This window comes from Hyunsoonleella aquatilis, assembly GCF_014270105.1.
GTDB classification, from domain to species: domain Bacteria; phylum Bacteroidota; class Bacteroidia; order Flavobacteriales; family Flavobacteriaceae; genus Jejuia; species Jejuia aquatilis.
Genome location: NZ_JACNMF010000002.1, coordinates 148,707 through 174,364, shown reverse-complemented (window position 1 = coordinate 174,364; position 25,658 = coordinate 148,707). Strand labels below are relative to the sequence as shown.

The following is a 25,658-nucleotide window of genomic DNA, read 5'->3' as shown; positions in this document are numbered from 1 at the left end:
TTTTATGAAGAATATATATGCCATAGGAGTAGGTTTAATAGGTGGTAGTCTTGCTTTGGATATCAAGACCCATCGCCCTGACGCAGTGATACATGGTGTGAGTAGAAAGGATGCTACCTTAACGACTGCTTTGGAATTAGGGCTGATTGACCAAAAGGCGACCTTAGATGATATTGAGAATGCCGATTTGGTGATTATATCAATTCCCGTGGATGCTACGGTGAAATTGTTGCCGACTATTTTGGATAAGATTCCCGATGCTGGATTGGTCGTAGATGCGGGGTCAACCAAAGCGGATATTTGCAAGGTGGTTGAAACCCACCCGAAACGAAGGAATTTCTTGGCTATGCACCCAATCGCGGGAACCGAGCATTCAGGTCCGACTGCCGCCGTAGCAGGATTATTTAAGGGTAAAACCAATATTGTTTGTGAGGTTGAGAAAACGGCTTTTAAACTGCAGGAACCTGCACTTAAATTGTTTACGGATATCGGGATGCGGATGCGGTATATGAACCCAGTGGAGCATGATAGGCACATTGCCTACATGTCTCACTTATCACACATCAGTTCGTTTATGTTGGGAAAAACAGTGATTGACAAAGAGAAAAATGAACGGGATATTTTTGATATGGCAGGCAGTGGATTTGCTTCCACGGTGCGTTTGGCAAAAAGTTCGCCAGAAATGTGGACACCGATTTTTGAGCAGAATAAAACCAATGTGATTGAAACTTTAGAGGAATATATCAACAATTTGACGCACTTTAAGGAGCTGATGAAAAATGATGATTTTGGGGCGATTTATGACGAAATGAAAAACACCAATCATATTAAGGATATTTTGAACGGAATAATATAGGGAGCAGGAAGCAGGAAGTTGGCTGGTTGATCTGCGTTAGGGATTGTAGAGGAAAGCCCACAGCGCCTCCTGAAAGAGGGAGCGAGGACTTGGAACGGAAAGCCCGACCCTCCCGATAGCTATCGGGAGTGGGTAACGCCCAAAAAAAGAAGAATAAAACAACATAAATAAATAGTAAACGCAATAGCTGAAGTAGCTAAATATTAAGTAAAAATGGAAAACAAAAAGGAAATGAGAGCTTGGCTGGATGACTTAGGATTGGAGCATCCGTTGGTAATTGCCGGGCCTTGTAGCGCAGAAACCGAGGAGCAGGTTTTAAAAATTGCACATGAGCTGAAGGACACGGACGTTAATTATTACCGTGCTGGAATTTGGAAGCCTAGAACCCGCCCTGGGAATTTTGAGGGCGTTGGGCACTTGGGTTTAAAATGGCTACAGAAGGTTAAGGCGGAAACAGGTATGAAAACTGCAACAGAAGTAGCCAATGCGGCGCATGTGAAGTTGGCCCTAGAGCACGACATTGATTTGTTGTGGATTGGTGCTCGCTCAACGGTGAGTCCGTTTATTGTTCAGGAAATTGCAGATGCCTTAAAAGGTACTGACAAAATAGTTTTGGTGAAAAACCCAGTTAACCCAGATTTACCTTTGTGGCTTGGGGCTATTGAGCGTTTGTATGCTTCCGATATCAAAAAGCTAGGTGTGATCCATAGAGGGTTTTCCACTTATGAAAAGACCAAATATAGAAACAAACCGAAATGGCAATTGGCCATTGAACTACAACGTAGATTTCCAGATTTACCGATTATAAATGACCCATCTCATATCACCGGTAAGCGAGATATGATTTTTGACGTATCACAAACGGCGTTGGATTTGAATTTTGACGGGTTGATGATTGAAACACACACTGATCCTGACAATGCTTGGAGTGACGCGGCACAGCAAGTAACCCCTGCAACTTTGGTTCAGATTATGAAAGATTTAAAAATTAGAAAGGAAACCGATGCGGAGTCTGAATATAATACCGCGTTGGATAAATTGAGGGCTCAGATTGATGTGGTGGATAATCAGATTATTGAATTGTTGGGCACACGCATGAAGGCGTCAGACGGTATTGGCGCACTAAAAAAGCAAAAGAATGTTGCTGTATTGCAAAGCAAGCGTTGGAATGAAATTTTAGGACGCATGGTGTTGGAAGGCGAGGAGCATGGCTTGAGCGAGGATTTTATTTTGAAGATGTTTAAAGCGATTCACCAAGAATCCATAAACCATCAGGAGAAGATTATTAACGGATAGTTTTCCGATTAAAAAGCCCCGCAATGCGGGGCTTTTTGTTTGTAGCTTATTTGTTTCTTTTAAAAATATAGCGAGTTATAAAAATACCCTGGCCATCGTCCTTGCCACTATCGCTTTCCACACCGCTGGTGACAAAAGCCAATTCCCAGCCCTCTTCTGCCATAGTACTAAGTTTGGAGCTTACAAGCGCGTCATTTGAGGCAATATTTTGAAATCGGATACCTGCTAAATTGAAGAAATTTAAAAGTTTGGTTTCCTCAAAGTCTTTGACACGGATATCCTTTCGTTTTGATTTGTTTCTGGTGTTGTCTTCTTCGGTTTGTTCCGAAGTAAACGATTCGTAATCCCTATCAACGCTGGCGGAAATTAAGCGTGAACGTCCAAGTCCGCTGGGTACAATGGATTCCACGCTCGTAACGATTTTATATTCAACTTGGGCACTGGTTTCAATAAAACTAAACATGGCAATTGCCAATACTAAAATTACTCTTTTCATGGTGTTGTATTTTTAAACTAAAGATTAAACGAAGCGGATATTTATCATCCTTTTCAAAGTTAATGAAACTGATCATTGTACTTTTATTGACAGTTCCCTAATCGGAAGGTTGCATTCACTCAATTAAAGTTTCATTTTGCTGGGGTTTGGTTTAGGTTTATAGTATTAACCAAAATTTTTTAAACTATGAAGCCTATCATTACACTTAGCTTTCTGCTTGTTGTCAATGTACTTTTTTCGCAAACTAAAATTAGTGGCAATGTTTCTGATAATGACGGACCACTTGCGGGAGCAAATATCATAATAAAAGATTCCCAAAAGGGTGCAACTTCAGATTTAGAAGGCAATTTTCAAATTGTTGTGAAACCCAGAGATACCCTTGTTATTACTTATTTGGGGTATGATTCCAAAGAAATAATGGTTGGAAAACAAGAGGATTTGGAGGTGAAATTAGATGGAAATATCGCATTGGACGAAGTAAGAATTACAGCTTATGGAAGCCACATGTGCAGAACTGTTTGTTGTTGTATAGGAGTAATCAAATCTGAATATATGATGGGGTTCAAATCAGATGTGATAACTGAAAAACTCTACCCAAACCCCTCTACAACAGGAAGATTTCAACTAAAGCTTTTAAAAGATTTTAAGCAGGTGGACATTCAGATATACACTATTACGGGTCAATTTATAAAAGGCTTGTTAAATAAACCCTCGGATAAGACCATGAGCTTGGATTTAAGTGAATATTCGTCAGGAATCTACATTATAAATTTGAATGCCAATGGCAAGCAAATCGCCTCCAAAAAAGCAATTATTCAGTAATTTTTTGATTTAAATATCGTTATTTTGTACTTCAACATTATGCATGACAGGACGCGTTTATAAATCTACAGGAAGCTGGTACACGGTAAAGACCCAATTGGGGGAGTTCTACCAATGTCGCATAAAGGGTAAATTTCGTATTAAGGACATCAAAAGCACTAACCCTATTGCGGTTGGTGATGTCGTGGATTTTGAATTGGAAACCAAAAACGATGAGGTTTCGGGGATTATTCATAATATTCACGATAGGAAAAACTACATCGTTAGGAAATCGGTAAACCTTTCCAAACAGACCCATATCATTTCGGCAAATATCGACCAGGTGTTTTTGATGGTTACGATTAATAACCCGCCTACTTTCACAAGTTTTATAGATCGATTTTTGGTAACGGCCGAAGCGTATTCTATTAAAACCATTTTGCTTTTTAATAAAATTGATACGTACGATGAGGAAACCCTTTTAGAAGTGAAATATTTAGCCCATGTGTATCGAAAAATAGGCTATGAATGCATTGGAATTTCGGCAAAAACGGGAAAAAATGTTGAGAAAGTAAAATCCTTAATGCGAGATAAGGTGAGTATGTTCTCGGGGCATTCGGGCGTTGGGAAATCCACTTTGGTCAATGCCATTGAACCTTCTTTGGATTTAAAAACCAAAGAAATTTCAAACCAGCATATGCAGGGCCAGCACACCACCACCTTTGCCGAAATGTTTGACACCAGCTTTGGAGGAAAAATCATTGATACACCCGGGATAAAAGGTTTTGGAGTGGTAGATATGGACAAAGAGGAGGTAGGTGATTATTTTCCTGAGATTTTTGCTTTAAAACAGGATTGCAAGTTTAACAACTGCTTGCATTTACAGGAACCAAAATGTGCTGTAAAAGATGCTTTGGACAATGACGAAATTGCCTTTTCGCGGTATCGCAGTTACGTGCAAATTTTGGAAGGCGATGATGAAACCTATAGAACCGATAATTGGGATAACGAATGAAGGTAGTGATCCAAAGAGTGTCAAAAGCAGGCGTTACCATTAACAATGGGGAGGTGGCTTCTATTGGCAACGGCCTATTAATACTTTTAGGAATTGTTAATGAAGATACAAAAGAGGATATTGATTGGCTATGTAATAAGATAGCAAATCTAAGGGTTTTTGGGGATGACAATGGTGTAATGAACAAATCCTTAATGGATGTGGGAGGTGAAGTAATTGTTGTGAGCCAGTTCACTTTGCACGCGCTGACTAAAAAAGGGAATCGACCCAGCTATATAAAGGCCGCAAAACCTGATGTGGCTATTCCGTTGTATAAAGCATTTGTACAAACATTAGAGGGTATTTTAGGAAAACCAGTACAAACTGGTGAATTTGGGGCCATGATGCAGGTTAATCTTGTTAACGATGGGCCTGTAACAATTATCATGGACACAAAGGATAAAAGGTGACGTTTGTCGATTTTTCAATATTTCATTATTTTAATTGTACGAGTTTTATTTAATTTGAAAAGATTAATATGACATTTGTCATTAACTAGTTATTGACGTTTATCTACTTTTATACCTTAAAAATATCCGTATTATGCTAAAAAACATGGTACTTTTAGTGTGTCTTTTATTTACGGTTAAATCCATATCTCAAGAGTTTTCTTATTCAAGTACATCTATACCGAATAGTTTACAAGAACACGCCAACGCGGTTGTGAGACTAGATGAATCTATAATAAATATAGAGTCCAGAAATAATATGGTTGTAACACAAAAAAGAGTAGTTACAGTTTTAAATAAAGCAGGGAATAAGTATGTTGAGGCTTTTGTTGGATATGACAATTATAGAAAAGTAAAGGGGATAGATGCTATTATTTATGACGCAACAGGTAGGCAGATCAAAAAGTTTAAGAAGAAGGATTTTATAGATCACAGTGCTGTTGATGGCGGTACCTTATATTCAGACTCTAGAGTTTTATTTATGGGATACACACCAACAAATTATCCTTACACGGTTGAGTTTATTTGCGAAGTAAAAACACCAAATACGGCAGCTATTCCGTCTTGGTATCCCATTGGCGGCTACTTTGTAAGTATAGAAAAGAGCACCTACAAAATTACTGATAACGCAAATCTTGGATTAAAGCATAAAGAAAAAAACTTTGAAAATTACAGCTCTGTTACTTTTGAGGAAAGCACCAATACATTGCAATATAGCGCTGAGAATATTAAAGCTTTACGACCTGAAGATTTAAGTCCATCCTTAGTTCAAATAGTTCCGAGTGCTTTAATTATGTCAGAAATATTTCATTATAATGGTTTGGATGGAAATGCGAGCAACTGGAAGGAAATGGGAGATTGGATTAAAAGTGATTTGTTAGATGGAAGAGACCAAGTTTCAGAAGAGACCAAGAATATTGTCCTAAAATTGGTTGAAGGTGTGCAAGATCCCATAAAAAAAGCAAAACTCGTCTATAACTATGTTCAGGATAACACGCGATATATTAGTGTTCAGGTAGGTATTGGAGGCATTCAGCCCATAGCTGCCAGCGAAGTAGATGAGCTTAAATATGGCGACTGTAAAGGCCTTACTAATTACACACAAGCCCTTTTGAATCTTGTTGGTGTTCAGTCCTATTACACCATTGTAGAGGCCGGTCAAGACATCATAGATTTTGAGGAAGATTTTCCCTCCTTAGCCCAAGGAAACCATATCATTCTATGCATCCCTGATAAAGAAGACAAGATATGGTTAGAATGTACTAGCCAGACACATCCGTTTGGTTTTATAGGGGACTTTACCGACGACAGGTCAGTATTAGTCGTTAAGGAAGATGATAGCAAAATCATAAAAACTGAATTTTATCCAGCAGACATAAATCGCCAATCTATTTCAGCTAAAATAGATTTGAAAGAGGACACGAGTATGGAAGCTTCTTTGAAAATAAAAACAAGAGGTGTCCAATATGATAATAGGTTTTTTCTAGAGAATCAATCGGAAAGAGATATTTTAGAATATTATAAGGAGCTTTGGGGATACGTTAATGGTTTGGATATAGAAGTCTATAAGTTCAAGAATGATAAAAATGATGTTGAGTTTCAAGAAGATTTAACGGTTTACGCTAGGAATTATGCGTCAAAAATAGGAGACAGACTTATTTTTAATGCCAACGTATTCAATAGAAATAGTTTTGTCCCAGATAGATATCGAAATAGAACACTGCCCTTTAAAATCCAAAGAGGTTATGTTGATGAAGATACTTTTGAAATTAAAATTCCTTCTGGATACACAGTGGAAGCTCTTCCTGAAAACCAAACCATAACGAATAAATACGGGGAGTATCAGATAAGCTTTAGTAAGGAAAACAACATAATTAGAGTTACAAGGAAATTATTGATAAAAAAGGGGGATTACCCTAAGACTGAATACAAGGCTTACAGGATGTTTAGAAAATCTATCTCCCGAAACGACAATTTGAAAATAGCACTGAAGAAAACCACCTAAAAATGAAAACATTTTATGCTTTAGCACTACTACTAATATGTGCTCAATTTTTGCCATCTCAAACTGAAATTAAGTTTGGAGAGGTAACAATGAATGAATTACTAGAAAAGGAATATGTACATGATAAATCAGCCAATGCCGTCGTTCTTTACAAAAATAGGCTTACATATTATTCAGGCAATTTCGATTTAATTACAGAAGTGCACGAACGTATAAAAATTTACAATAAAGAAGGTTTTGACTATGCCACCAAACAAATAAGTCTTTTTAAATCACGTTCAACCAGAGAAATGCTTACCAGATTAAGAGCCTATACCTATAATCTTGAAAAAGGGGAGATTGTAAAAACTAAACTCGATAAAGATCAAATTTTTGATGAGGAAATAAGCTATAACTACAGGGGCGTCAGTTTTACAATGCCAAATATTAAAGAAGGTTCTGTTATAGAATTTAAATATAAAATCACATCGCCTTTTGTTTGGAATATCGATGAATTTAAATTTCAGTACGACATTCCGATAAAGAAAGTAGATGCTGAACTTAGAACACCAGACGTGCTTAATTTTAGAGCCACTCAAAAAGGGTTTTTATTTATTAAATCTCAATCTGGTTTTCATGGTACTGACATGAAGAATGTTAAATACAATATGGTAAATGTTCCAGCTTTAAAAGAAGAACCCTACGTTGATAATATGGACAATTACAGGACCGGAGTAATGTTTGAACTGGTTTCAATAATTATACCAGGAGAAGTACCACGTACCTATGCTACTAGTTGGTCAGATGTTGCTAAAACAATTGGTAGTTCTGAAGATTATAAAGATAAACTTGATAAAACAAGATCATTCGATGATGATTTAGATATACTCTTAAAAGGATTGAGCCAGCCAGAAGAGAAAATGAAACTTCTCTTTAAATACGTAAAAGATAATATGACATGGAATGGTATTGACGGTAAATACTTTTACAATGGTGTAAAAAAAGCGTTAAAAGAAAAAAAAGGTAATGTAGCGGATATTAATTTGACCCTTGTAGCCATGTTGCGATATGCTGGTATAGATGCAAATCCAGTTGTTTTAAGCACAAAAGATAATATTATACCTTTTTTCCCTACAGTGGACAGGCTAAATTATGTAATTGCCTATGCCAAAATTGGGGATGAGACATACTTCTTAGATGCTACTGATGAATTCAGTGATATTAACGTTCTTCCAATAAAGGATTATAATTGGAAAGGCATTTACATAAATAATGCAAAAAAAAGATGGACCTTAATTGATATTAGGCAACCTGAGCAATCAAAAGAACAGTATATGGTTCAGACAAAGCTAAATGAAGACGGAAGCATAGAAGGACACTTAAGTGCAAGATGCTCAAAACATAGTGCCCTCAAGATGAGAAAGAAATTTAAGAATAGAGATTTGGAGGCTTTTATTGCCGAAAGGGAATCCGCATTGGAGAATATAGAAATCTCAGAATATGAATTAGAAAACATAAATAACCACGAAGGGTTTGTAAATGAATCTTTTGATTTTTACTACGAAAATGCAGTGGACGTAGTTGGGGATAAACTACTTTTTAACCCATTCATGTTTTTTGCGATGGAAGAGAACCCTTTTAAGCAAGATAAAAGGGAGTGCCCTATTGATTTTGGTGCGCCTTTCAGTCAGAAATATATCATTAACATCAAACTCCCAGACGGATATATTGTAGAGTCCCAGCCAGAGGCAGTTGCTATGAAAATGCCAAAAAACTTAGGTAAGTTTGTGTATAGAACCAGGCCCACGGGAGATAGTTTACAATTATTAGTTAATTTTGAAATAAATAAAGCAATAATAACTATTGTGGATTTTCCTTTTTTAAAACAATTATTTCATAAAATGATTACAAAAGAGGCGGAGCAGGTTGTACTTACAAAAGCATGATGGACATAAAAAACGCACAAAAAATAGTTGACGATTGGATTAATACGCATGGCGTTCGTTACTTTAACGAGCTGACCAACCTGGCTCAATTAACGGAAGAAGTAGGCGAAGTTGCAAGAATCATCGCCCGCCGTTATGGGGAGCAGAGCGAAAAGGAAAGTGATAAGGACAAAGACTTGGGGGAAGAGCTGGCGGATGTGCTTTTTGTAGTATTGTGTTTGGCCAATCAAACAGGTGTAGACTTACAGGAAGCATTTAATAGACGGATGGACAAAAAGGCCAAACGCGACCACGATAGGCATCACAATAACCAGAAATTAAAATAATTTATATTTATATTTGACGCTTCTATCCCGATAGCTATCGGGATTAGAGGCGTTTTTTAATAGGTTATAATGGATATCACCCTTCACAAATCATCAATTCAAAGGAAGTCATATATAGCAATAACAGGTTCTAAAAGTGAATCCAATAGATTACTGCTGCTTCAAGCTTTATTTCCTGCAATTGAATTAAGAAACGTTTCAAACTCGGACGATAGTAAGCTAATGGCTAAGGCGTTGAACTCCAACGAAACCCTTGTGGACATCTACCATGCGGGTACGGCCATGCGTTTTTTAACAGCATATTTTGCCGTGCAGGAAGGTAGGGAAACCATTTTGACGGGTTCCAAGCGAATGAAGGAACGCCCTATCAAAATTTTGGTGGATGCCCTGCGCGAATTGGGTGCTGATATTTCGTATGTTGAAAACGAAGGCTATCCACCCATAAAACTTAATGGAAAGAAGCTGGATAAAAACAAGGTGTCACTCAAAGCAAACGTGAGCAGTCAGTATATTTCGGCTTTGTTGTTGATTGCTCCAAAATTGGAAAACGGCATCGAATTGACTTTGGAAGGTGACATCACTTCAGTGCCATATATCAATATGACCTTAAGCCTTTTGGATGAAATTGGCGTGGAAACTTCATTTAATGATAATGTGATTAAAGTATCGCCTTTTAATGAAATACCAAAAGTGAATACATTGACCGTTGAATCCGATTGGTCTTCCGCATCTTATTATTTCAGTATATTGGCCATAAGTGAAGTTGGAACTGAGATACACTTGTCGTCATATAAAGAAAGCTCATTACAAGGCGATTCCTGTTTGGTGACGATTTATAAACATTTTGGAGTAACGTCTAGCTATAAGGAGAACACACTCATCTTAAGAAAAGAAGCAAAAGCGTTGGAGCCCTTATCGCTCAATCTAAAAAATGCCCCTGATATCGCGCAGACCATTGCGGTTACTTGTTTCGTTTTGGGCATACCATGTGATTTGATGGGATTGCATACCCTTAAAATTAAGGAAACTGACCGTTTGGAAGCTCTTAAAACTGAAATCGAAAAATTAGGAGGCGAAGTTGAAGTCACCGATAAATCACTGCATTTGGCGGCATCAAAAAACATTAATCCAATGGTGTCCATTGGTACCTATCATGACCATAGAATGGCTATGGCATTTGCACCTGTAGCTATAAAGCAATCTCTAAAGGTTGAGGATGCAGCTGTGGTTTCAAAAAGCTACCCAGCGTTTTGGGAAGACCTGAAATCCCTCGGATTTAAAATTACCGAATAATAATCCCTTAATTACTTGACAACCCCAGTTCGCAGGTTGTATATTTGCAACTTTGTGAAAAATTATAACGTTAAAGAAAACATCTAATCCATGAAATTATCACACTTTGGTTTTAACTTACCGCCCGAGTTGTTGGCAGAATATCCCTCAGAAAACAGAGATGAATCCCGCTTAATGGTATTGCACCGAGATGGTGAGAAAATTGAGCACAAACTGTTCAAGGACCTTATTGATTATTTTGATGAGGATGACGTGATGATATTGAACAATACAAAGGTGTTTCCTGCTCGTTTATATGGTAACAAAGAAAAAACCGGGGCAAGAATTGAAGTGTTTTTGTTAAGGGAACTCAATGAGGAGCAACGTTTGTGGGATGTATTGGTAGACCCTGCTAGAAAGATAAGAATTGGAAACAAACTCTATTTTGGCGAAGATGAAAATCTTGTTGCCGAGGTTATTGATAACACCACTTCGCGAGGACGGACCTTACGTTTTCTTTTTGACGGTTCTTATCAGGAATTTCGAAAAAAATTGAGGGAATTGGGTGAAACCCCATTGCCAAAGTATATCAAAAGAGAGGTGGAGCCTGAAGATGAAGATAGATATCAAACCATTTTTGCCAAAAACGAAGGTGCTGTGGCCGCACCAACAGCTGGGTTGCATTTTTCAAGGCACCTTTTGAAGCGATTGGAAATCAAAGGTGTAAATTTTGCAGAAGTGACTTTGCATGTAGGTTTGGGAACTTTCAATCCTGTTGAAGTTGAAGATTTGTCCAAACATAAAATGGATAGTGAAGAAATTTTTATCGGCCCTGAAGCGGTGAGCACCATCAACAAGGGGATTTTGAACAAAAAACGTGTTTGTGCCGTGGGAACCACTGCAATGCGTACCATAGAAAGTGCTGTGTCCTCCAATGGTCTCTTAAACGAGATGGAAGGTTGGACCAATAAATTCATTTTCCCACCTTACGATTTTAGTATTGCTAATTGCATGATTACCAATTTTCATACGCCAAAATCCACTCTATTGATGATGGCATCGGCATTTGCAGGCCATGACTTTATAAAACATGCCTACGAAGAAGCCGTTAAGGAAAAGTATAAATTCTACAGCTATGGCGACGCTATGCTGATATTATAACATTGCAAGCCCTGTTAATTTAGGGCTTTTTAGTTTTTGGGCGTTACCCACTCCCGATAGCTATCGGGAGGGTGGGGCTTTCACTACTCAATCCCTCTCCCGATAGCTATCGGGATCGGGGATTTCAAACATGCCGTTCAATCCCTAACGCCGTGCAGGCTTAATAATTCGTAATTCGACGTTTCATTCATTACTTTTGCAGGCATAATGAACATTTCCAAAAAGGACATACGCGCATTAACCAAAGAACAACTAAGGGATTTTTTTGTAAGTCAGGGAGATAAAGCCTTTCGGGGTAACCAGGTTTACGAATGGCTCTGGCAAAAGTCTGCACATAGTTTTGAGGCCATGACAAATATCTCAAAACAAACCCGACAAATGCTTGAGGACAATTTTGTCATCAACCATATCCAGGTAGATACCATGCAACGCAGTAGCGACGGCACTATTAAAAACGCCGTGCGCTTACACGACGGAATGGTGGTGGAGTCCGTATTAATACCGACGGCGTCCAGAACCACTGCCTGCGTGTCCAGTCAAGTAGGTTGTAGTTTGGATTGTCGCTTCTGTGCAACAGCCCGATTAAAGCGTATGCGAAATCTGAATCCAGATGAAATTTACGATCAGGTAGTAGCCATTGATAAGGAAAGTAGATTGTACCATAATAGATCGTTGAGTAATATTGTTTTTATGGGCATGGGCGAACCACTAATGAATTACAAAAACGTTTTAAAAGCAATTGATAAAATTACCTCGCCTGAAGGTTTGGGTATGTCACCAAAACGTATTGTGGTTTCAACCTCGGGAGTGCCTAAAATGATTAAAAAAATGGCTGACGATAACGTAAAGTTCAAATTGGCTGTTTCTTTGCATTCGGCCATAGACGAAGTGCGAACTTCCATAATGCCATTTAATGAAACCTTTCCGTTGGCGGATTTAAGGGAAGCACTGGAATATTGGTATGCAAAAACCAAAAACAGAATTACCTATGAATACGTAGTGTGGAGAGGGATCAATGACCAGCGCAAAGATGTGGATGCTTTGGTGCAATTCTGTAAGTTTGCACCAAGCAAAGTCAACCTAATTGAATATAACCCTATTGATGATGGCGAGTTTCAACAAGCCCGTTCCGGGGCCATTGAAATGTACCAAAATGTTTTGGAAGCCAACCATATAACCGTGACCATCCGCCGAAGCCGAGGGAAGGATATCGACGCGGCATGTGGGCAATTGGCCAACAAAAGTTAAATAAAAAAAGCTGCGAACGCAGCTCTTTTTATGGTAATCTCAATCTGAAATTTTCCTATTTTTTCATAAACTTTTTAGTGGCTCTTCCTAATGAAGACTGGATGTTCAAAAGGTATGAACCGCTACTTAAGTCTGAGACGTCTATTTGCTTACTAAGGTCTTTATGGGATATGGATTTAACAGTTCTGCCGCTAATATCATTTATTTCAATACTGTATAGTTGAATATCTTTTTTTATTGTAAGACTCAGGTAACCATCGGCAGGATTAGGATGTAGTGTAATAGGCTGATTAATTTCATTAAGTTCATTGCGCAATAAGCTTCCTGCATCCTTAGCTGTTGCAACAAGATTATCAAACCAGTTTATGGAGGACACCGCGTTACTGCTTCCGGGATTGACCGTAAAATCAATCTCTGCTGCATCCGTACCAGTGGCATCTCCGGCTTGATTTACGTCAAATCCAGATCCTTTGAATTTTATTTCGCCAGTTGATTTGTTAAATGAGAAACCAACCCTATACCATGTATTGGCTGTCAAAACAAGATCCGTATCTCCCGCGCCCAACTTAATAACATGTGTATTTAAATCTCCTGCTTTGTTGTAATAAGCACGACCAGCAAGGATTTTAGTCTCCGGGTAAAAGACAAAGCCTGCTACTACAACAAAGGAAGTGTTGAAGAAATCTACACCGGATTCATTTTTACTTGCGGTGATACCACCGGTATAAAAATCGTATTCTATTTCAAGAATATCATTTCCAGATGTCCTTGATGCCCAACTACCGACCAGGCCATCTTTCCAGACAAATTTTGAATTGGTAGGGCTGTTTGAGCCGGTAATCTGTAGTACTTTTGAGTTAGAACCTCCGATATCAACAATTTGAAAATCAGAGTTTTGTCCATTGCTGGTCAGCGTATAATAGCCTCCCTGCCCCATTGTGGAGCCGTTAATATGAGTGCCTACATTTCCAGTAGTTAGTGCTTCAAAGTCATCAGATTGTAAAACTTGAGCGTTAGCCTTCCAAATTAAAAAGGCAAATGAAAACAAAGAAAGTAAAAAAGTATTTTTTTTCATAAGTGGTATAATTTTAGGTTGATTCGGAGGTGCAATATAGGAAATATAATATAAGGGGGCATTTCGTGGCTCTTGGTTCACTAAAAAGAAAAAGCTGCATATGCAGCTTTTTTTATTTATAAATTTAAAAGAATACTATTAGTTTTTCATAAACCTTTTTGTGGCTTTTCCTATGGGCGAATAAATATTTAAGAGATAGAGACCGCTACTTAGGTCTGAAACGTTGATCGGTGAATTAATGTTCTTCTCTCCAATAGTCTTAATCGTCCTTCCACTAATATCGGTAACTTCAATTTTGGTCACATTAACATCCGTAGGAATTGTTAAATTAATATCATCATTCGCAGGATTTGGAAACAACGCAATAGATTTCGAAATCTGGTTGTCCTCAATGCTTAAAAGCAAGTTTTCAGTGGCTTCCGCTTTTACTCTGATATTATCAAAATAGGAGGTAGAGGATACTGCATTTCCGGTTCCAGGGAGAACGGATAAATCTACCTCAAATGGATCGACTCCTGTTGCGGCTCCCATAACGCCCGAATAAAAATCGACACCTCTCCAAATCACCTCACCATTGGTAGGATTAAATGCAAAACCAACTCGATACCAAGTATCTGCTGTCAAAACCACGGGAGATGCCGCAAGGTTGAATAGGAACGTATCTAGAGTTCCAGCATTATCGAAATAGGCCAGTCCTAAAATTTCTTTTGTCTCGGGTATAAACCGTAATCCCGCAATTAGAATGGAATAATCACTATTATAGAGCAAAACATCCTCAACATTTTTACTTGTAGTGGCGCTGCCAGTATAGAAATTGTATTCTACTTGTATGTAATCATTTCCTGTAGTGCGCGATGCCCAAGCGGTACCAAGTCCGTCCTTCCAAACAAACTTTGAGCCTGTAGGCGAATCTGAACCAGTAATTTGAAGGGCCTGACCAATAACGCCTCCAATACTAACAATCTGAAAGTCTGAGTTTCCTCCAGAATTAGTGAGGGTAAACAAGCCGTCTTGGCCTGGTGTAACACCGTTAATATCCGTGCCTACATCACCAATAACAAGTCCCTCTAAGTCTATGGATTGAAGTAATTGGGCATTTAAATTAAAACTTAAAAAAAGAAAGAGGGTGGTGGTAAATAAAGTAATTTTTTTCATAAGCAATAGAGAATGAATGGATTAATAGAGTAACAATATATAAAATAAAATTGAGGATTTGGAAATCAAAATGTTAATTGCTAGAGGGGCGAAATTATTTATGGAATTCATCCGCTTTTTTAGTAGGTTTGTCGAATCAAACACGGTACTTCGCTTTGAAAATCGTAGAGCAAATAAAACAGCCCATAGCCTTTGAAATGGAACTTTTTGAACAAAAGTTTCAGCTTTCTATGTCTAGCAAAGTGGCACTTTTAAACCGGATTACCCATTATATCGTAAACCGAAAGGGGAAGCAAATGCGCCCTATGTTTGTGTTTTTGGTGGCTAAAATGGTGTCCGAAGGTGAGGTTAGTGAACGTACCTATCGTGGGGCTTCGGTTATTGAATTGATTCATACGGCAACGCTGGTGCATGATGATGTGGTGGATGATAGCAATAGAAGACGTGGTTTTTTCTCAGTAAATGCACTTTGGAAGAATAAAATTGCGGTGTTGATTGGGGATTATCTTTTATCGAAAGGACTTTTACTTTCTATTGACAATAATGATTTCGACTTGCTAAAAATCATTTCTATTGCTGTTAGGGAAATGAGCGAGGGAGAATTACTTCAAATTGAAAAGGCCCGAAAACTGGACATTACGGAGGCCGTGTATTATGACATAATCCGTCAAAAAACAGCGACTTTAATAGCAGCTTGTTGTAGCCTTGGCGCCGCTTCCGTAAAGCCGGAATCCCAACATGTGGATACCATGCGGAAATTTGGAGAACTCATTGGAATGGCCTTCCAGATTAAAGATGATCTGTTCGATTATGGTGAGACAGAAATCGGGAAGCCAACGGGTATAGATATCAAAGAGCAAAAAATGACCTTGCCTTTGATATATGTCTTAAATAATGTTAGCAAAAAAGATAAAAACTGGCTCATAAATTCCATAAAGAATCACAACAAAGACAAAAAGCGAGTTAAAGAAGTCATTGCTTTTGTAAAAGACAATGGTGGTTTGGACTATGCCATTTCAAAAATGAAAGGGTTTCAGGAAGAGGCACTCCAATTATTGCAAAGTTATCCAGATTCTGTCTATAAAAATTCGTTGGAATTGATGGTAAATTATGTGATTGATAGGAAGAAATAGGAGACCAATCCTAAAATATTTCATTAATTACAATCAATCAAAATAGGATTGTTGCTGTTGCTGTTGTTGGATGAACTCCAAATGTTGCCGGTAGCTGTTTTTCTGTTTTGGTTTTTCCTCTGTTTTCGACTTCTCCACGTCATATGGAGACACAGTAATTTCTTCCTCGAATGTTTTTGTTGTACTGATGTGCACTTTTACGAAAAGGGTGTCTTTTACCAATCCTTTATAGACACCTTTTATGGGTGCGCAATCTTTGTAGTTTTTGCCAACGGCTAGTTTTACATGGTGGTCCGAAGCTATCAAATTATTGGTAGGGTCTAGTCCCAGCCAGCCATAAAAAGGGATAAACACCTCAATCCAGGCGTGGGTGGCGCCTTCACCGCGGGTTTTTGATCCACCCGGACAAATGTACCCACTAACATAGCGCGCAGGAATACCAAGCATCCGCATCATCTGCAATAAAATATTAGTAAAGTCCTGACAAACGCCTGCCCGAAGTGCCCAAACATGGTCTAGTTTAGAATCTACATTGGTAATCCCTTGATGGTATTTAAAATTAGTGTAAATAAATTCGCAAAATTCAAGGGCAATCTTATATGGTGATAATTGAGAAAGATCTTTAGTTTGTATCATTTCAAAGATTTCCTTAGTGCCATCAAAAGTTATGTACTTTAGGTAATCCATAAATTGCGTATCAAACTTTATGGATTCCAGCTCCTGCCATTGTTCCGAAACTGGCTTTGAGTCCATTGGAAACACAATAGGAAAAGTTTCTACTTCAATATCCGAAACAATGGAAAGGTTACTATGCGGTTCTACTAAAGAAAACGAACCTACTTTATTCGAATAAAAATCCTGATAATTATGAACATCGGGGTTACCATTTATGGTAATCCTTTGCCAATTTACCTTTTGAAATTCATTGTTCAAAGGGTATAGCCTTATCTGATTGGCACCATCATACACGTATCCGCTATAATCATACTTAGTGATATGCTTAATATAGTATAACGACATGCTAACCCTTAGTATTTAGAAAAATAAACCTTGTTTATGGTCACGGAAATATTTCTAATGTCCGCTTTAATGCTTTCGATAAAATTATCCAGACCCTGCTCGTTGATACTATCAATAGTAGTGTATTTTACCGTGCTTTCCAACTTTCCTATTAAAAATTCCATTTCATAGCCTTCCAATTCCTTCATACGGATAAGCTCCTGGATATGACGGCTTAATTTATTGATGCAGTAATACATGGATTTTGGGAATAGTTCCTCCTGAAAAACGGTTTTGATTACCAAATCCTTTTGAAACGAAGATTTGTATTTTTTCAAAAACAACTGAGATGCCCCAATGGATAGCAAAAGATTTTTCCAATGGGAGCTACGTTCCAATTCGTCAGAAGTTTTCTCAATTTCCCTGAGCTTCATAGATGTTAAATCGGAAATAAGAGTAACACGTTCTAAAAATTTCCCAACATTCATAAAATAATAGGCCGCACCGCGTTCTTGGGTGATGTCTATATTGCCATAGTGAAGCAGGTGATAGTTTAAAAGACTGTCCAGCAAGTCTAAAGGGTCTTCGGTGTACAGCCTGTTGGGCAGGTTTTGATCTGTCAAATATAAAAAGTAGCTATTTAAACCCAGCCACAATTCCCGTGGGATGTGCTCCTGCGCGCTTCTGGCATTTTCCCTGGATTTTGTAACCAAGTTGATTATTGAATTAGGGTTATCCAGATTGAATACCATAAAATCGATACATTCAATGGTGTTTTCGGTAGAAAATGTATTGCTAGCATCCGTATAATTTTTGATAATTGGCGACCAACAAAACAACTCTGGTGAATCCTGATTGGCGTAAAAGTTAACCTTAAGCAACCTAATGATGCCATAACCGCGTTCCATATAACGGTTCATCCAAAGCAAATTATTTGCAACCCTGCTTAGCATACTGATTCTGTTATTTGATTACCCACGTGTCCTTACTGCCTCCCCCCTGCGAACTATTGACCACCAAGGAGCCTTTTTTAAGTGCCACCCGTGTCAGCCCGCCTGGACAAATATCAATGCCATCTGGGCCATAAAGCGCAAAAGGCCTTAAATCCACACAACGTGGGGATAAAGTTCCATCAATAAAACACGGGGCGGTGGACAGCCTTAAAATGGGCTGGGCGATAAATGCCGAAGGATTTTGTTTTACAACTTTGAAGTAATCCGCAACTTCTTTTTCGCTGGCTTCGTGCCCCATGAGCATACCGTAACCGCCACTGCCGTCTGTTTTTTTAATTACCATTTTGGAGATGTTCTTTTTAACATGCTCCAATTCATCAGGCTTGCCCAGTTGATATGTTTCAATGTTCTTCAAGATAGGCTCCTCATTTAAATAATACCGAATCATATCCGGAACGAATATGTAAATGGCCTTGTCGTCCGCCACCCCGGTACCGGGAGCATTCACAATGGTAACATTACCTTTTCGGTAGGCCGACATGATTCCGGCAACGCCCAAAACACTATTGGGATTAAACTCCAAGGGGTCTAAAAAATCATCATCCACCCGTCTGTAAATCACATCTACCCTTTTTAGGCCATTTGTCGTCTTCATGTACACAAAATGGTTGTTCACCACCAAATCTGTACCTTCAACAAGCTCAATGCCCATCATTCTTGCGAGGGTAGTATGCTCGTAATAAGCGGAGTTATAAATACCTGGTGTTAGCAGTACCACGTTGGGGTTGCTCTGATTACTGCAACCTTGTAATTTTTTATATAGTAAATCGGGATAGTTAGATACCGACAGCACATTGTTTTGTGGCAACACCCCCGGGAAAATCCGTTTAGAAATTTCTCTGTTTTCCAGCATATAGCTCACCCCAGAAGGGGTTCTCAGATTATCCTCCAAAACATAAAATTCGCCATCATTGTTTCGTATCAGGTCTATCCCCGAAATATGCGTGTAAATATCAAACGGAGGCGCCAAATCCTTCATTTCCCTTAAAAAGTACGGACAGGAATAAATCAATTCAGAAGGGATAACTTTGTCCTTCAAAATAAATTGATCGTGGTAAATATCCTTGATAAAAAGGTTTAGGGCAATTAGGCGCTGTTTGATGCCCTTTTCAATTTTGGCCCACTCGTCGTGGGTAATAATACGGGGCAAGATATCGAAGGGAAATATTTTTTCGATGCCTTTTTTATCGCTGTACACGGTAAATGTAACACCCTGATTCATAAAAAGGGTTTTTGATAGGTCCTCTTTTTTCCTTAGTTCATCAATCGGCGTTTTTTTCAGGTAATCGATAATAGTTTGGTATTGCAACCTGAGTTTGGCGTCGTTGGTATACATTTCGTCCCAAGTATCCTTGAGGAAATCATATGAAGAAAAAAGCGGAGAATTGTGCATACACTGGATAATCTTGCTTCTCAAAGATAGGTATTGCTAAATTGTTTTCAAAAATTTAACTATTCTAATAAAAATAAATTATCAAAATATTTAATTCGTTGAATAAAAATGATTTTTCAGTAAAATAATTTTGATAAAATGTGAATCTTTAAAAAGTCTACAGAAATCATTTACTTTAAAAAATAAAATAACAGGCAACCCTTTTCAAACTTTTTGCGTCTTAATACATAGAACACTAAATGAAATCCTTGTTGAAGGTTATACCACTGCATAAAAACGAAAGTGCATTGATAAATAAAGCGATAAAGCACAATCGCGAGGCACAACGCGTGCTTTTTGAAATGCATGCTCCAAAAATGTTGAGTGTTTGTCGCTACTATATCAAGGATATTCATCAGGCCGAGGAAGCGATGTTGAACGGGTTTTTCAAAGTCTTTAAAAATTTGAAAAGCTTTAAGGGCAAAGGCAGTTTTGGAGGTTGGATAAGACGGATAATGGTGCGGGAGTCCATTTCATATCTCAGATATAAAAAACAGGTTGAGTTTTTATCCGACGCAGATGTGAGTTCGAGCGATAATAGTGCTAGTATTCAAACTGATTTGGAAGTCAACGACATTCAAAAGCTTATCGATGATTTGCCCGAAGGCTATCGCGTCGTATTTATGATGTATGCCGTTGAAGGGTATAAGCATCATGAGATTGCCGATGCACTCAATATTAGTGAGGGCACCTCAAAATCACAATTGTTTAAAGCACGAAAGATGCTTCAGGAACAGATAAAAATAGTAAATAAAACAAACTATGGCACCCATTAAATTTGAAGACGATTTTAAAGATAAGTTGGACCAGCGTACAATTAAACCTTCCGAAGATGCTTGGGAAAAACTGTCGGCGCAATTGGATGAAGCAGACGGCGAAACCCAAAAGTCCAAGGGCATTTGGTGGTTTGCCGTGGCCGCCAGTGTTGTAGGACTATTATTTGTTGCATTTCAATTTTTCAATAGGGAAACGGAACAGCAGTCACCTGTGATTGTGGATACTAAGGATAGTGTTATTGAACCCAAGAAGGAGCAGGATGTTGAGTTAGTGAATGCTGAAAAAAGCACAGTTGCTGTTGAAACTGAAGTTCCAGTTCAAAAACAAGTGGGCTCCAAGCAAAGGATTCGGAGTCAATCTAAGGAACAATTACTAGTGCCAAAGGAAGCTTCGGTGCAGATCGCTCAAGAAGAGACCGTTCAAAAGGAGGAACTGGAAAAAGAAGTTATACCCATTAAAAATGCCGAGGCCTTAACTTTTGAAACTAAAAAAGTGCAGGAGGTGGCAGATGCCATTTTTAATTTAAGTGAAACCGATTCCGGTGTTACCAGCGAGAATATTGATTCGTTGCTGAAGGTGGCGCAACGTGAAATACTTCTGGACAGAATGAAGGGGGAGAACAAAGCTGTCGTAGATGTCGCCCTGCTCTTGCAGGAAGTGGAATTCGAACTGGATAAATCCTTTAGGGATAAAGTATTTGAAACCCTCAAGAAAAGCTATGGCTCTGTAAAAACAGCCATAGCCCATCGAAATGATTAGTAATTCCTGTGCGGTCGCTGAGAGGAGTCGAAGTGAAAGCAGGAATCTCATAATAGTTTTAGACAACAAAATTCATCATCAATCAAAATAAATTCATCATTAATCAAAGCCCAGTGTGGGCGAAAACGAACAGTTATGCAAACCATTATTAAGTATTCTATTCTATTAATTTTAAGTTTAAGCGTGCACCTCATCAACGCACAGGATAGTATTCCCGCAACACCGAATGCCGAGCGCATCAAAATTCTAAAAACAACAAAAGCCCAAATTGAAGCAGAGGAAAAGGAGTATTTAAAGCTGGAGGTAGAAGCCATAAATTTGCGATTGGAAAAGGGTGAAATCACTGCCGAGGAAGCCAGCGATCTAAAAATGAAAGTGGCGAAAAAGCGGGCATTGAATATTGAAAACCGTACAGCAATTTTATCTAACAAAATTGCGCTTTTAGAAAGGAATGACGAGGGCTACGTTATCGTTAATGAAGAAGATATGGATAAGGTAGGCATTAGCATTGGCAATGACGAAGGTAGTTTTGCCGGATTCAAAATCAAAAAGGAAAATAAACCGAAGAAGTATGACCGACGCACAGAAAGCGATTTTGTATTGGCGCTTGGGTTTAACAATGCCATTATTGATGGGCAAAGTTTTGACGATACGCCCTATAAAATTGGAGGTTCCCGCTTCTTTGAAATCGGGTGGGCCTGGCGCACCCGTGTGTTTCAAAACACCAATTTTATGAGATTTAAATACGGGGCGTCCGTGCAGATCAATGGACTAAAACCGGACAACAACCAGTATTTTGTGATGGATGGCAATACTACCCGATTGGAAGAGTTTCAAGAAAACTTGGATAAATCCAAACTGACGATAAGCAATTTGGTCTTTCCAGTACATTTTGAATTTGGGCCTTCCAAAAAGATTGAAAAGGATACCTATTTTAGGTATTCCACTCACAGCCAATTTAAAATTGGGTTAGGGGGCTACGCCGGATTTAATATTGGGACGCGCCAAAAACTAAAATACGAATTGGATGGTCAAAGGATAAAGGACAAAGAAAAACGTAGTTTTAATACCAGTAATTTTGTGTACGGCCTTAGCGGTTATATTGCCTTTGGAGACACTGCCCTTTACGTAAAATATGATTTATCCCCCATTTTTAAAGACCAAATGATTGACCAGAATAATATTTCGGTAGGGGTACGATTTGATATGGATTGAGGCTCGATTTTGGGTTGTTTCGTTTAACCGTGCGTATAAGAATAGTTGCCTAATTAAGTAGCAAACTTGCCAAAAATGAAACGAGCCAGATGAAAATCTTTCAGGTTTTTTTCAGGGAGCCAAGAACCAGGAAATTATTTTTAAAAGGTGTTACACAGGCTTTTATTTAATTTCTCTTTTATATACTTTAAAATTAAAACCTTCAGCACCAAGTAAGCCAGTACCACCAATTCCCTCAATAGTTCCTGTAAAAATAGTATTTATATCAGAGCAATAAAACTCTATTCTAGCTACGCCTTTTGCATTAGTAATTATATCTGGTTTCCAAAACACGGTATTTCTGTAATCAGGGAAAGGGTCATTTATAGTTTCATTATTATAAATAGGCTGGTAGAATTCTCGTTTACCGTAGTACCCTTTTATTATTTTTAGATTGAACTTTTCTAGAACTTCTTCTTCTGTATAGTTTAGATTATTGTTTTTTCTGTATATAATTTTACTTCGTCTATCCTCAGCTATGTATGTCTCACCATCAATAGGTTTTCTAATTTTGAATCGTTGATTATTACTTATACAATTTACACAATTTAATAAACCATAGCCACAGACATAATCTGGAGATGGTAGTGAATTGGCCAAAGAGCTTAAAAACTTATCTCTGAACACCTGCTTTTTCTTTGCTGAAACGACAACCTCGTCAAGCTTATTAACGTCATCCGATACAATTAATGGTGGTCTTACATATTCAAATTTTTCTTCAATTAATTTTGGAAACGGATAATTTGTTGTCACTGCTTCATTATTCTTATCAATAATATTAAATGAAGTATCTGTAATATCAATAACATATTTAGGTTTTTTTGGTGTTAACGGTTTCAAATAAAAATAACCCTTTTCTGTCGCTTTTAAATGTTTATAATTTATGGTAAAAACCCCCATGGAATCTGTCTCGAAAGTATCCTGCTCCTTTGGAGATTCTGGGGCAAAGTACGCTACAAGTTGTTGTCCTTGTATTTCTGGTTGCTTCTTTATTTTTGCTAATCGAACCTTACCAATAATGGTGTCTGAAAGTATCTTTTTTCTTAGTTTTTTGTTTTCTTTTAAGTTGTCTTCATTCCATACGTACCGTCTCCACCCTTGTGTGAGCAGTAGTAGATTTAAAGCTTCGTATCTATTTTTGTTATCTTCATTAAAATAATAAATCGGGTTATAAATATTTCCATATAATTGCGTAGATAGTTGATAGTGGGTGAGTATATTTTTTGGTTCAAATTTATTTTGATAAACTTTGTCGTAAACACTTAAACCTAAATGTGCCATAACGGGTTCTCCGTTCTCATTAGTAGTTATTATTTTTAAGGTTACTTTTTCTCGGGTTTCATATTCACTTTTATCTAAAATTGTTTTTATGTTTAATTTTTGATCCTGTTTTACATAAACTAATCGTTCAGCAATTGGTTTTAAATCAGAATTAAAGAGGGTTGCTTCTGCAATGCCCTGAGGCACATCTTCTAAAGGCATTTTTACAATTATTTCTTCATTTAATTTAGCAGATGCTATACTGTAAATAACACCTCTTATCTGTAGCCTTAAGTATATAGTTTCTGGTTTTTGGTTTTTACTTTGAGATATTTTAAAGGTTAAAAAATCTCTTGTGCTTTCTGTTAAACCTAGTGTTTTTCCCGTAGTTTTAATTTTAGGTAATTGATATTTTTTATCAGACTCAGATAGTTTGATATAATAAGTGTTTGCTTTTTTTGGTGTAAAATTTAAACTTCCCATTCCTGCATGCGCGCTCTTAATATTAAAAATGGGTAAACTGTTCTCGTATAAAGTTCCTGAAAATTCTACAGGTAGTCCTTCATTGTTTATAGCTTTAAATGCAAGTTTGTTTTCTAAACCAGAAACTAAATAACCCCCTTCTGGAAATAATGAAAATTGAGATATGGTATCATTTTTAATGGAAGTAGCTTTGATATATTCTTTTATATTTTTAACAATGTGAACTTTTTTAAGTGCATAAAGTGCTTTTTGGTTTTCAAAGTATGAATGTTCGCTATAAGCGACAAGAACGTACTGTCCTGTTTTTAATGAATTTTGAATATAAATATGCCCATCAACAAAGCCATTTTCTATTTCATATTTTTCTTCCCAAACGGCTTGTTGTGTTTCTTTATTAATTAACTGTACGTAAAGTGTTTTACTTTTTTGAGAAGGAATAAGATGTTCTGCATCTAAAATATAGGCTTTGGACCATAAGTCGTCTTCGGTTTCATAAATATCCTTGCTTGTTTGAAGGTAAATATTATCTAAGGATTGGTTGTCTGTTAATTTTTGGAAATTATCTGCCATAGTATCTATGACATTTCTATTAACTTGTGAATGGAGTACACAAGAAACAAAATAGAGACATACTAAAATGTAATTTAATCTTTTATTGATTTCCATTGAAGATTTTTTTTGGCTTGCATGTAACACTAAGATAGAGTTGCGTTTTAATGAACTTTATCGTCTGTTAGGCGAAGTTAGCGGAAAATTTCTACAAAGTCAAGTTGTCTTTCTATTTCAAATTGGAAGTTTTCATCTCCCGTTCTAAATGGTCCAAATACAAAATCCCATTTAAATGGTCAATTTCATGCTGAAAGATTACGGCGGTAAAGCCTTCCACAGTTTCGGATTGGTGCTCGCCCTTCATGGTGTAGTACTCAATTTTAATGTTTTGCGAGCGACTGTTGAGGGTTTCACTTCTATCAGGGATTGATAAACAGCCTTCCCTAACGGTTTGCGTCCCCTCAGAATATTTAACGATTTTGGGGTTGAGGTATACTTCAAAAGGTAAGTTATCCTTATCCAAACGCTGTACCCATATGATGTTTTTTAAAACACCGACTTGTGGCGCAGCAATACCCACGCCCAACGACAGGCTATCGGTTACGGTGGCATACAACCGTTTTACAAATTGTTGAAGTGTTTTATTTTTCGGGTCGGGTTTGATATAGGTGCTTTTTTTGCGTAATAACAGGGAATCGCTTGTATTGGTGATTTTATAAACACGCATGGGTTTCAAACTATCGGCCTTCAAAATGAGTCCTTTTTCCTCCGAAGAAAACCCATCCGATTTCAGGTTTTTCGAACCTGAGCATCCAACAAAAAAAAGTCCAATTAAGGCAATTATTACAATTCTATTCATAAGTAATGATGTAACTATTGT

General features: G+C 37.7%; 23 protein-coding genes. 15 read left to right on the top strand and 8 right to left on the bottom strand.

What is annotated here, in order from left to right:
* Positions 1–4: 4 nt before the first annotated feature.
* A complete protein-coding gene (locus H7U19_RS06235) occupies positions 5–856 on the top strand; it encodes a prephenate dehydrogenase (RefSeq protein WP_186560261.1) in 852 nt (283 codons plus the stop codon).
* A 213-nt stretch (positions 857–1,069) separates the two neighbouring features.
* Positions 1,070–2,152, top strand: coding sequence for a bifunctional 3-deoxy-7-phosphoheptulonate synthase/chorismate mutase type II (locus H7U19_RS06230; protein WP_186560259.1), 1,083 nt, complete (start codon positions 1,070–1,072; stop codon positions 2,150–2,152).
* A gap of 46 nt (positions 2,153–2,198) precedes the next feature.
* Here the strand turns inward: H7U19_RS06230 and H7U19_RS06225 are convergent, their stop codons facing one another.
* On the bottom strand, positions 2,199–2,648 hold the full coding sequence (locus tag H7U19_RS06225) for a hypothetical protein (RefSeq protein WP_186560257.1): 450 nt from the start codon (positions 2,646–2,648) through the stop codon (positions 2,199–2,201).
* Positions 2,649–2,834: 186 nt separating this feature from the next.
* Between H7U19_RS06225 and H7U19_RS06220 the strand changes: the two genes are divergently transcribed.
* From H7U19_RS06220 to rlmN, 9 genes are all read left to right on the top strand, one after another.
* On the top strand, positions 2,835–3,470 hold the full coding sequence (locus H7U19_RS06220; protein ID WP_186560255.1) for a carboxypeptidase-like regulatory domain-containing protein: 636 nt from the start codon (positions 2,835–2,837) through the stop codon (positions 3,468–3,470).
* 43 nt (positions 3,471–3,513) lie between these two features.
* The gene (rsgA, locus tag H7U19_RS06215; protein WP_186560246.1) at positions 3,514–4,464 is read left to right on the top strand and encodes a ribosome small subunit-dependent GTPase A; all 951 of its coding nucleotides are present in this window, start codon (positions 3,514–3,516) and stop codon (positions 4,462–4,464) included.
* The gene (gene dtd / locus H7U19_RS06210) at positions 4,461–4,913 is read left to right on the top strand and encodes a D-aminoacyl-tRNA deacylase (RefSeq protein ID WP_186560237.1); all 453 of its coding nucleotides are present in this window, start codon (positions 4,461–4,463) and stop codon (positions 4,911–4,913) included. The genes rsgA and dtd overlap by 4 nt, the downstream gene beginning before the upstream one ends.
* A gap of 133 nt (positions 4,914–5,046) precedes the next feature.
* The gene (locus H7U19_RS06205; protein ID WP_186560235.1) at positions 5,047–6,957 is read left to right on the top strand and encodes a DUF3857 domain-containing protein; all 1,911 of its coding nucleotides are present in this window, start codon (positions 5,047–5,049) and stop codon (positions 6,955–6,957) included.
* Positions 6,958–6,959: 2 nt separating this feature from the next.
* Positions 6,960–8,882, top strand: coding sequence for a transglutaminase family protein (locus H7U19_RS06200; RefSeq protein ID WP_186560233.1), 1,923 nt, complete (start codon positions 6,960–6,962; stop codon positions 8,880–8,882).
* Positions 8,882–9,208, top strand: coding sequence for a nucleotide pyrophosphohydrolase (locus tag H7U19_RS06195; protein ID WP_186561505.1), 327 nt, complete (start codon positions 8,882–8,884; stop codon positions 9,206–9,208). Before H7U19_RS06200 ends, H7U19_RS06195 begins: the two co-directional genes overlap by 1 nt.
* Positions 9,209–9,277: 69 nt before the next feature.
* On the top strand, positions 9,278–10,501 hold the full coding sequence (locus H7U19_RS06190; protein ID WP_186560231.1) for a 3-phosphoshikimate 1-carboxyvinyltransferase: 1,224 nt from the start codon (positions 9,278–9,280) through the stop codon (positions 10,499–10,501).
* Between the two features lie 90 nt (positions 10,502–10,591).
* Positions 10,592–11,641, top strand: coding sequence for a tRNA preQ1(34) S-adenosylmethionine ribosyltransferase-isomerase QueA (gene queA, locus H7U19_RS06185; RefSeq protein ID WP_186560229.1), 1,050 nt, complete (start codon positions 10,592–10,594; stop codon positions 11,639–11,641).
* A 207-nt stretch (positions 11,642–11,848) separates the two neighbouring features.
* Positions 11,849–12,889 (top strand): dual-specificity RNA methyltransferase RlmN, encoded by a 1,041-nt coding sequence (gene rlmN, locus H7U19_RS06180; protein ID WP_186560221.1) that lies wholly within the window; start codon positions 11,849–11,851, stop codon positions 12,887–12,889.
* A gap of 55 nt (positions 12,890–12,944) precedes the next feature.
* Here rlmN and H7U19_RS06175 read toward each other — a convergent pair whose 3' ends face one another.
* A complete protein-coding gene (locus H7U19_RS06175; RefSeq protein ID WP_186560213.1) occupies positions 12,945–13,964 on the bottom strand; it encodes a T9SS type A sorting domain-containing protein in 1,020 nt (339 codons plus the stop codon).
* Positions 13,965–14,102: 138 nt separating this feature from the next.
* Entirely contained in the window at positions 14,103–15,119 is a 1,017-nt protein-coding gene (locus H7U19_RS06170) for a T9SS type A sorting domain-containing protein (protein ID WP_186560212.1), read from the bottom strand.
* 155 nt (positions 15,120–15,274) lie between these two features.
* On the opposite strand from H7U19_RS06170, the gene H7U19_RS06165 reads away from it, so the two are divergent.
* Positions 15,275–16,252, top strand: a complete 978-nt coding sequence (locus H7U19_RS06165; protein ID WP_186560210.1) for a polyprenyl synthetase family protein — start codon at positions 15,275–15,277, stop codon at positions 16,250–16,252.
* A gap of 33 nt (positions 16,253–16,285) precedes the next feature.
* Here H7U19_RS06165 and H7U19_RS06160 read toward each other — a convergent pair whose 3' ends face one another.
* The 3 genes from H7U19_RS06160 to H7U19_RS06150 are packed head-to-tail and all read right to left on the bottom strand — an operon-like array spanning position 16,286 to position 19,657.
* Positions 16,286–17,272, bottom strand: coding sequence for a transglutaminase family protein (locus tag H7U19_RS06160; RefSeq protein WP_186560208.1), 987 nt, complete (start codon positions 17,270–17,272; stop codon positions 16,286–16,288).
* Positions 17,273–17,280: 8 nt separating this feature from the next.
* Entirely contained in the window at positions 17,281–18,204 is a 924-nt protein-coding gene (locus H7U19_RS06155; RefSeq protein WP_186560206.1) for an alpha-E domain-containing protein, read from the bottom strand.
* 10 nt (positions 18,205–18,214) lie between these two features.
* Positions 18,215–19,657 (bottom strand): circularly permuted type 2 ATP-grasp protein, encoded by a 1,443-nt coding sequence (locus H7U19_RS06150; protein ID WP_186560204.1) that lies wholly within the window; start codon positions 19,655–19,657, stop codon positions 18,215–18,217.
* Between the two features lie 239 nt (positions 19,658–19,896).
* On the opposite strand from H7U19_RS06150, the gene H7U19_RS06145 reads away from it, so the two are divergent.
* The 3 genes from H7U19_RS06145 (at position 19,897) to H7U19_RS06135 (ending at position 22,447) form a co-directional block, all read left to right on the top strand.
* The gene (locus H7U19_RS06145; protein ID WP_246454653.1) at positions 19,897–20,472 is read left to right on the top strand and encodes an RNA polymerase sigma factor; all 576 of its coding nucleotides are present in this window, start codon (positions 19,897–19,899) and stop codon (positions 20,470–20,472) included.
* On the top strand, positions 20,459–21,232 hold the full coding sequence (locus tag H7U19_RS06140; protein WP_186560202.1) for a hypothetical protein: 774 nt from the start codon (positions 20,459–20,461) through the stop codon (positions 21,230–21,232). The genes H7U19_RS06145 and H7U19_RS06140 overlap by 14 nt, the downstream gene beginning before the upstream one ends.
* A gap of 135 nt (positions 21,233–21,367) precedes the next feature.
* On the top strand, positions 21,368–22,447 hold the full coding sequence (locus H7U19_RS06135) for a hypothetical protein (protein WP_186560200.1): 1,080 nt from the start codon (positions 21,368–21,370) through the stop codon (positions 22,445–22,447).
* Positions 22,448–22,609: 162 nt separating this feature from the next.
* Here H7U19_RS06135 and H7U19_RS06130 read toward each other — a convergent pair whose 3' ends face one another.
* Positions 22,610–24,895, bottom strand: a complete 2,286-nt coding sequence (locus tag H7U19_RS06130) for a hypothetical protein (RefSeq protein WP_186560199.1) — start codon at positions 24,893–24,895, stop codon at positions 22,610–22,612.
* Between the two features lie 112 nt (positions 24,896–25,007).
* Positions 25,008–25,637 carry a peptide deformylase gene (def, locus tag H7U19_RS06125; protein ID WP_186560197.1) on the bottom strand — a complete coding sequence of 210 codons (630 nt, stop codon included), beginning with the start codon at positions 25,635–25,637 and terminating at the stop codon, positions 25,008–25,010.
* Positions 25,638–25,658: the final 21 nt, after the last annotated feature.

What these genes read in the sequence shown, in the direction of transcription:
- H7U19_RS06235 (WP_186560261.1), top strand. Translation starts at nt 5, where the DNA reads ATGAAGAATATATATGCCATAGGAGTAGGTTTAATAGGTGGTAGTCTT.
- H7U19_RS06230 (WP_186560259.1), top strand. Translation starts at nt 1,070, where the DNA reads ATGGAAAACAAAAAGGAAATGAGAGCTTGGCTGGATGACTTAGGATTG.
- H7U19_RS06225 (WP_186560257.1), bottom strand. Translation starts at nt 2,648, where the DNA reads ATGAAAAGAGTAATTTTAGTATTGGCAATTGCCATGTTTAGTTTTATT.
- H7U19_RS06220 (WP_186560255.1), top strand. Translation starts at nt 2,835, where the DNA reads ATGAAGCCTATCATTACACTTAGCTTTCTGCTTGTTGTCAATGTACTT.
- rsgA (WP_186560246.1), top strand. Translation starts at nt 3,514, where the DNA reads ATGACAGGACGCGTTTATAAATCTACAGGAAGCTGGTACACGGTAAAG.
- dtd (WP_186560237.1), top strand. Translation starts at nt 4,461, where the DNA reads ATGAAGGTAGTGATCCAAAGAGTGTCAAAAGCAGGCGTTACCATTAAC.
- H7U19_RS06205 (WP_186560235.1), top strand. Translation starts at nt 5,047, where the DNA reads ATGCTAAAAAACATGGTACTTTTAGTGTGTCTTTTATTTACGGTTAAA.
- H7U19_RS06200 (WP_186560233.1), top strand. Translation starts at nt 6,960, where the DNA reads ATGAAAACATTTTATGCTTTAGCACTACTACTAATATGTGCTCAATTT.
- H7U19_RS06195 (WP_186561505.1), top strand. Translation starts at nt 8,882, where the DNA reads ATGGACATAAAAAACGCACAAAAAATAGTTGACGATTGGATTAATACG.
- H7U19_RS06190 (WP_186560231.1), top strand. Translation starts at nt 9,278, where the DNA reads ATGGATATCACCCTTCACAAATCATCAATTCAAAGGAAGTCATATATA.
- queA (WP_186560229.1), top strand. Translation starts at nt 10,592, where the DNA reads ATGAAATTATCACACTTTGGTTTTAACTTACCGCCCGAGTTGTTGGCA.
- rlmN (WP_186560221.1), top strand. Translation starts at nt 11,849, where the DNA reads ATGAACATTTCCAAAAAGGACATACGCGCATTAACCAAAGAACAACTA.
- H7U19_RS06175 (WP_186560213.1), bottom strand. Translation starts at nt 13,964, where the DNA reads ATGAAAAAAAATACTTTTTTACTTTCTTTGTTTTCATTTGCCTTTTTA.
- H7U19_RS06170 (WP_186560212.1), bottom strand. Translation starts at nt 15,119, where the DNA reads ATGAAAAAAATTACTTTATTTACCACCACCCTCTTTCTTTTTTTAAGT.
- H7U19_RS06160 (WP_186560208.1), bottom strand. Translation starts at nt 17,272, where the DNA reads ATGTCGTTATACTATATTAAGCATATCACTAAGTATGATTATAGCGGA.
- H7U19_RS06155 (WP_186560206.1), bottom strand. Translation starts at nt 18,204, where the DNA reads ATGCTAAGCAGGGTTGCAAATAATTTGCTTTGGATGAACCGTTATATG.
- H7U19_RS06150 (WP_186560204.1), bottom strand. Translation starts at nt 19,657, where the DNA reads ATGCACAATTCTCCGCTTTTTTCTTCATATGATTTCCTCAAGGATACT.
- H7U19_RS06145 (WP_246454653.1), top strand. Translation starts at nt 19,897, where the DNA reads ATGAAATCCTTGTTGAAGGTTATACCACTGCATAAAAACGAAAGTGCA.
- H7U19_RS06140 (WP_186560202.1), top strand. Translation starts at nt 20,459, where the DNA reads ATGGCACCCATTAAATTTGAAGACGATTTTAAAGATAAGTTGGACCAG.
- H7U19_RS06135 (WP_186560200.1), top strand. Translation starts at nt 21,368, where the DNA reads ATGCAAACCATTATTAAGTATTCTATTCTATTAATTTTAAGTTTAAGC.
- H7U19_RS06130 (WP_186560199.1), bottom strand. Translation starts at nt 24,895, where the DNA reads ATGGAAATCAATAAAAGATTAAATTACATTTTAGTATGTCTCTATTTT.
- def (WP_186560197.1), bottom strand. Translation starts at nt 25,637, where the DNA reads ATGAATAGAATTGTAATAATTGCCTTAATTGGACTTTTTTTTGTTGGA.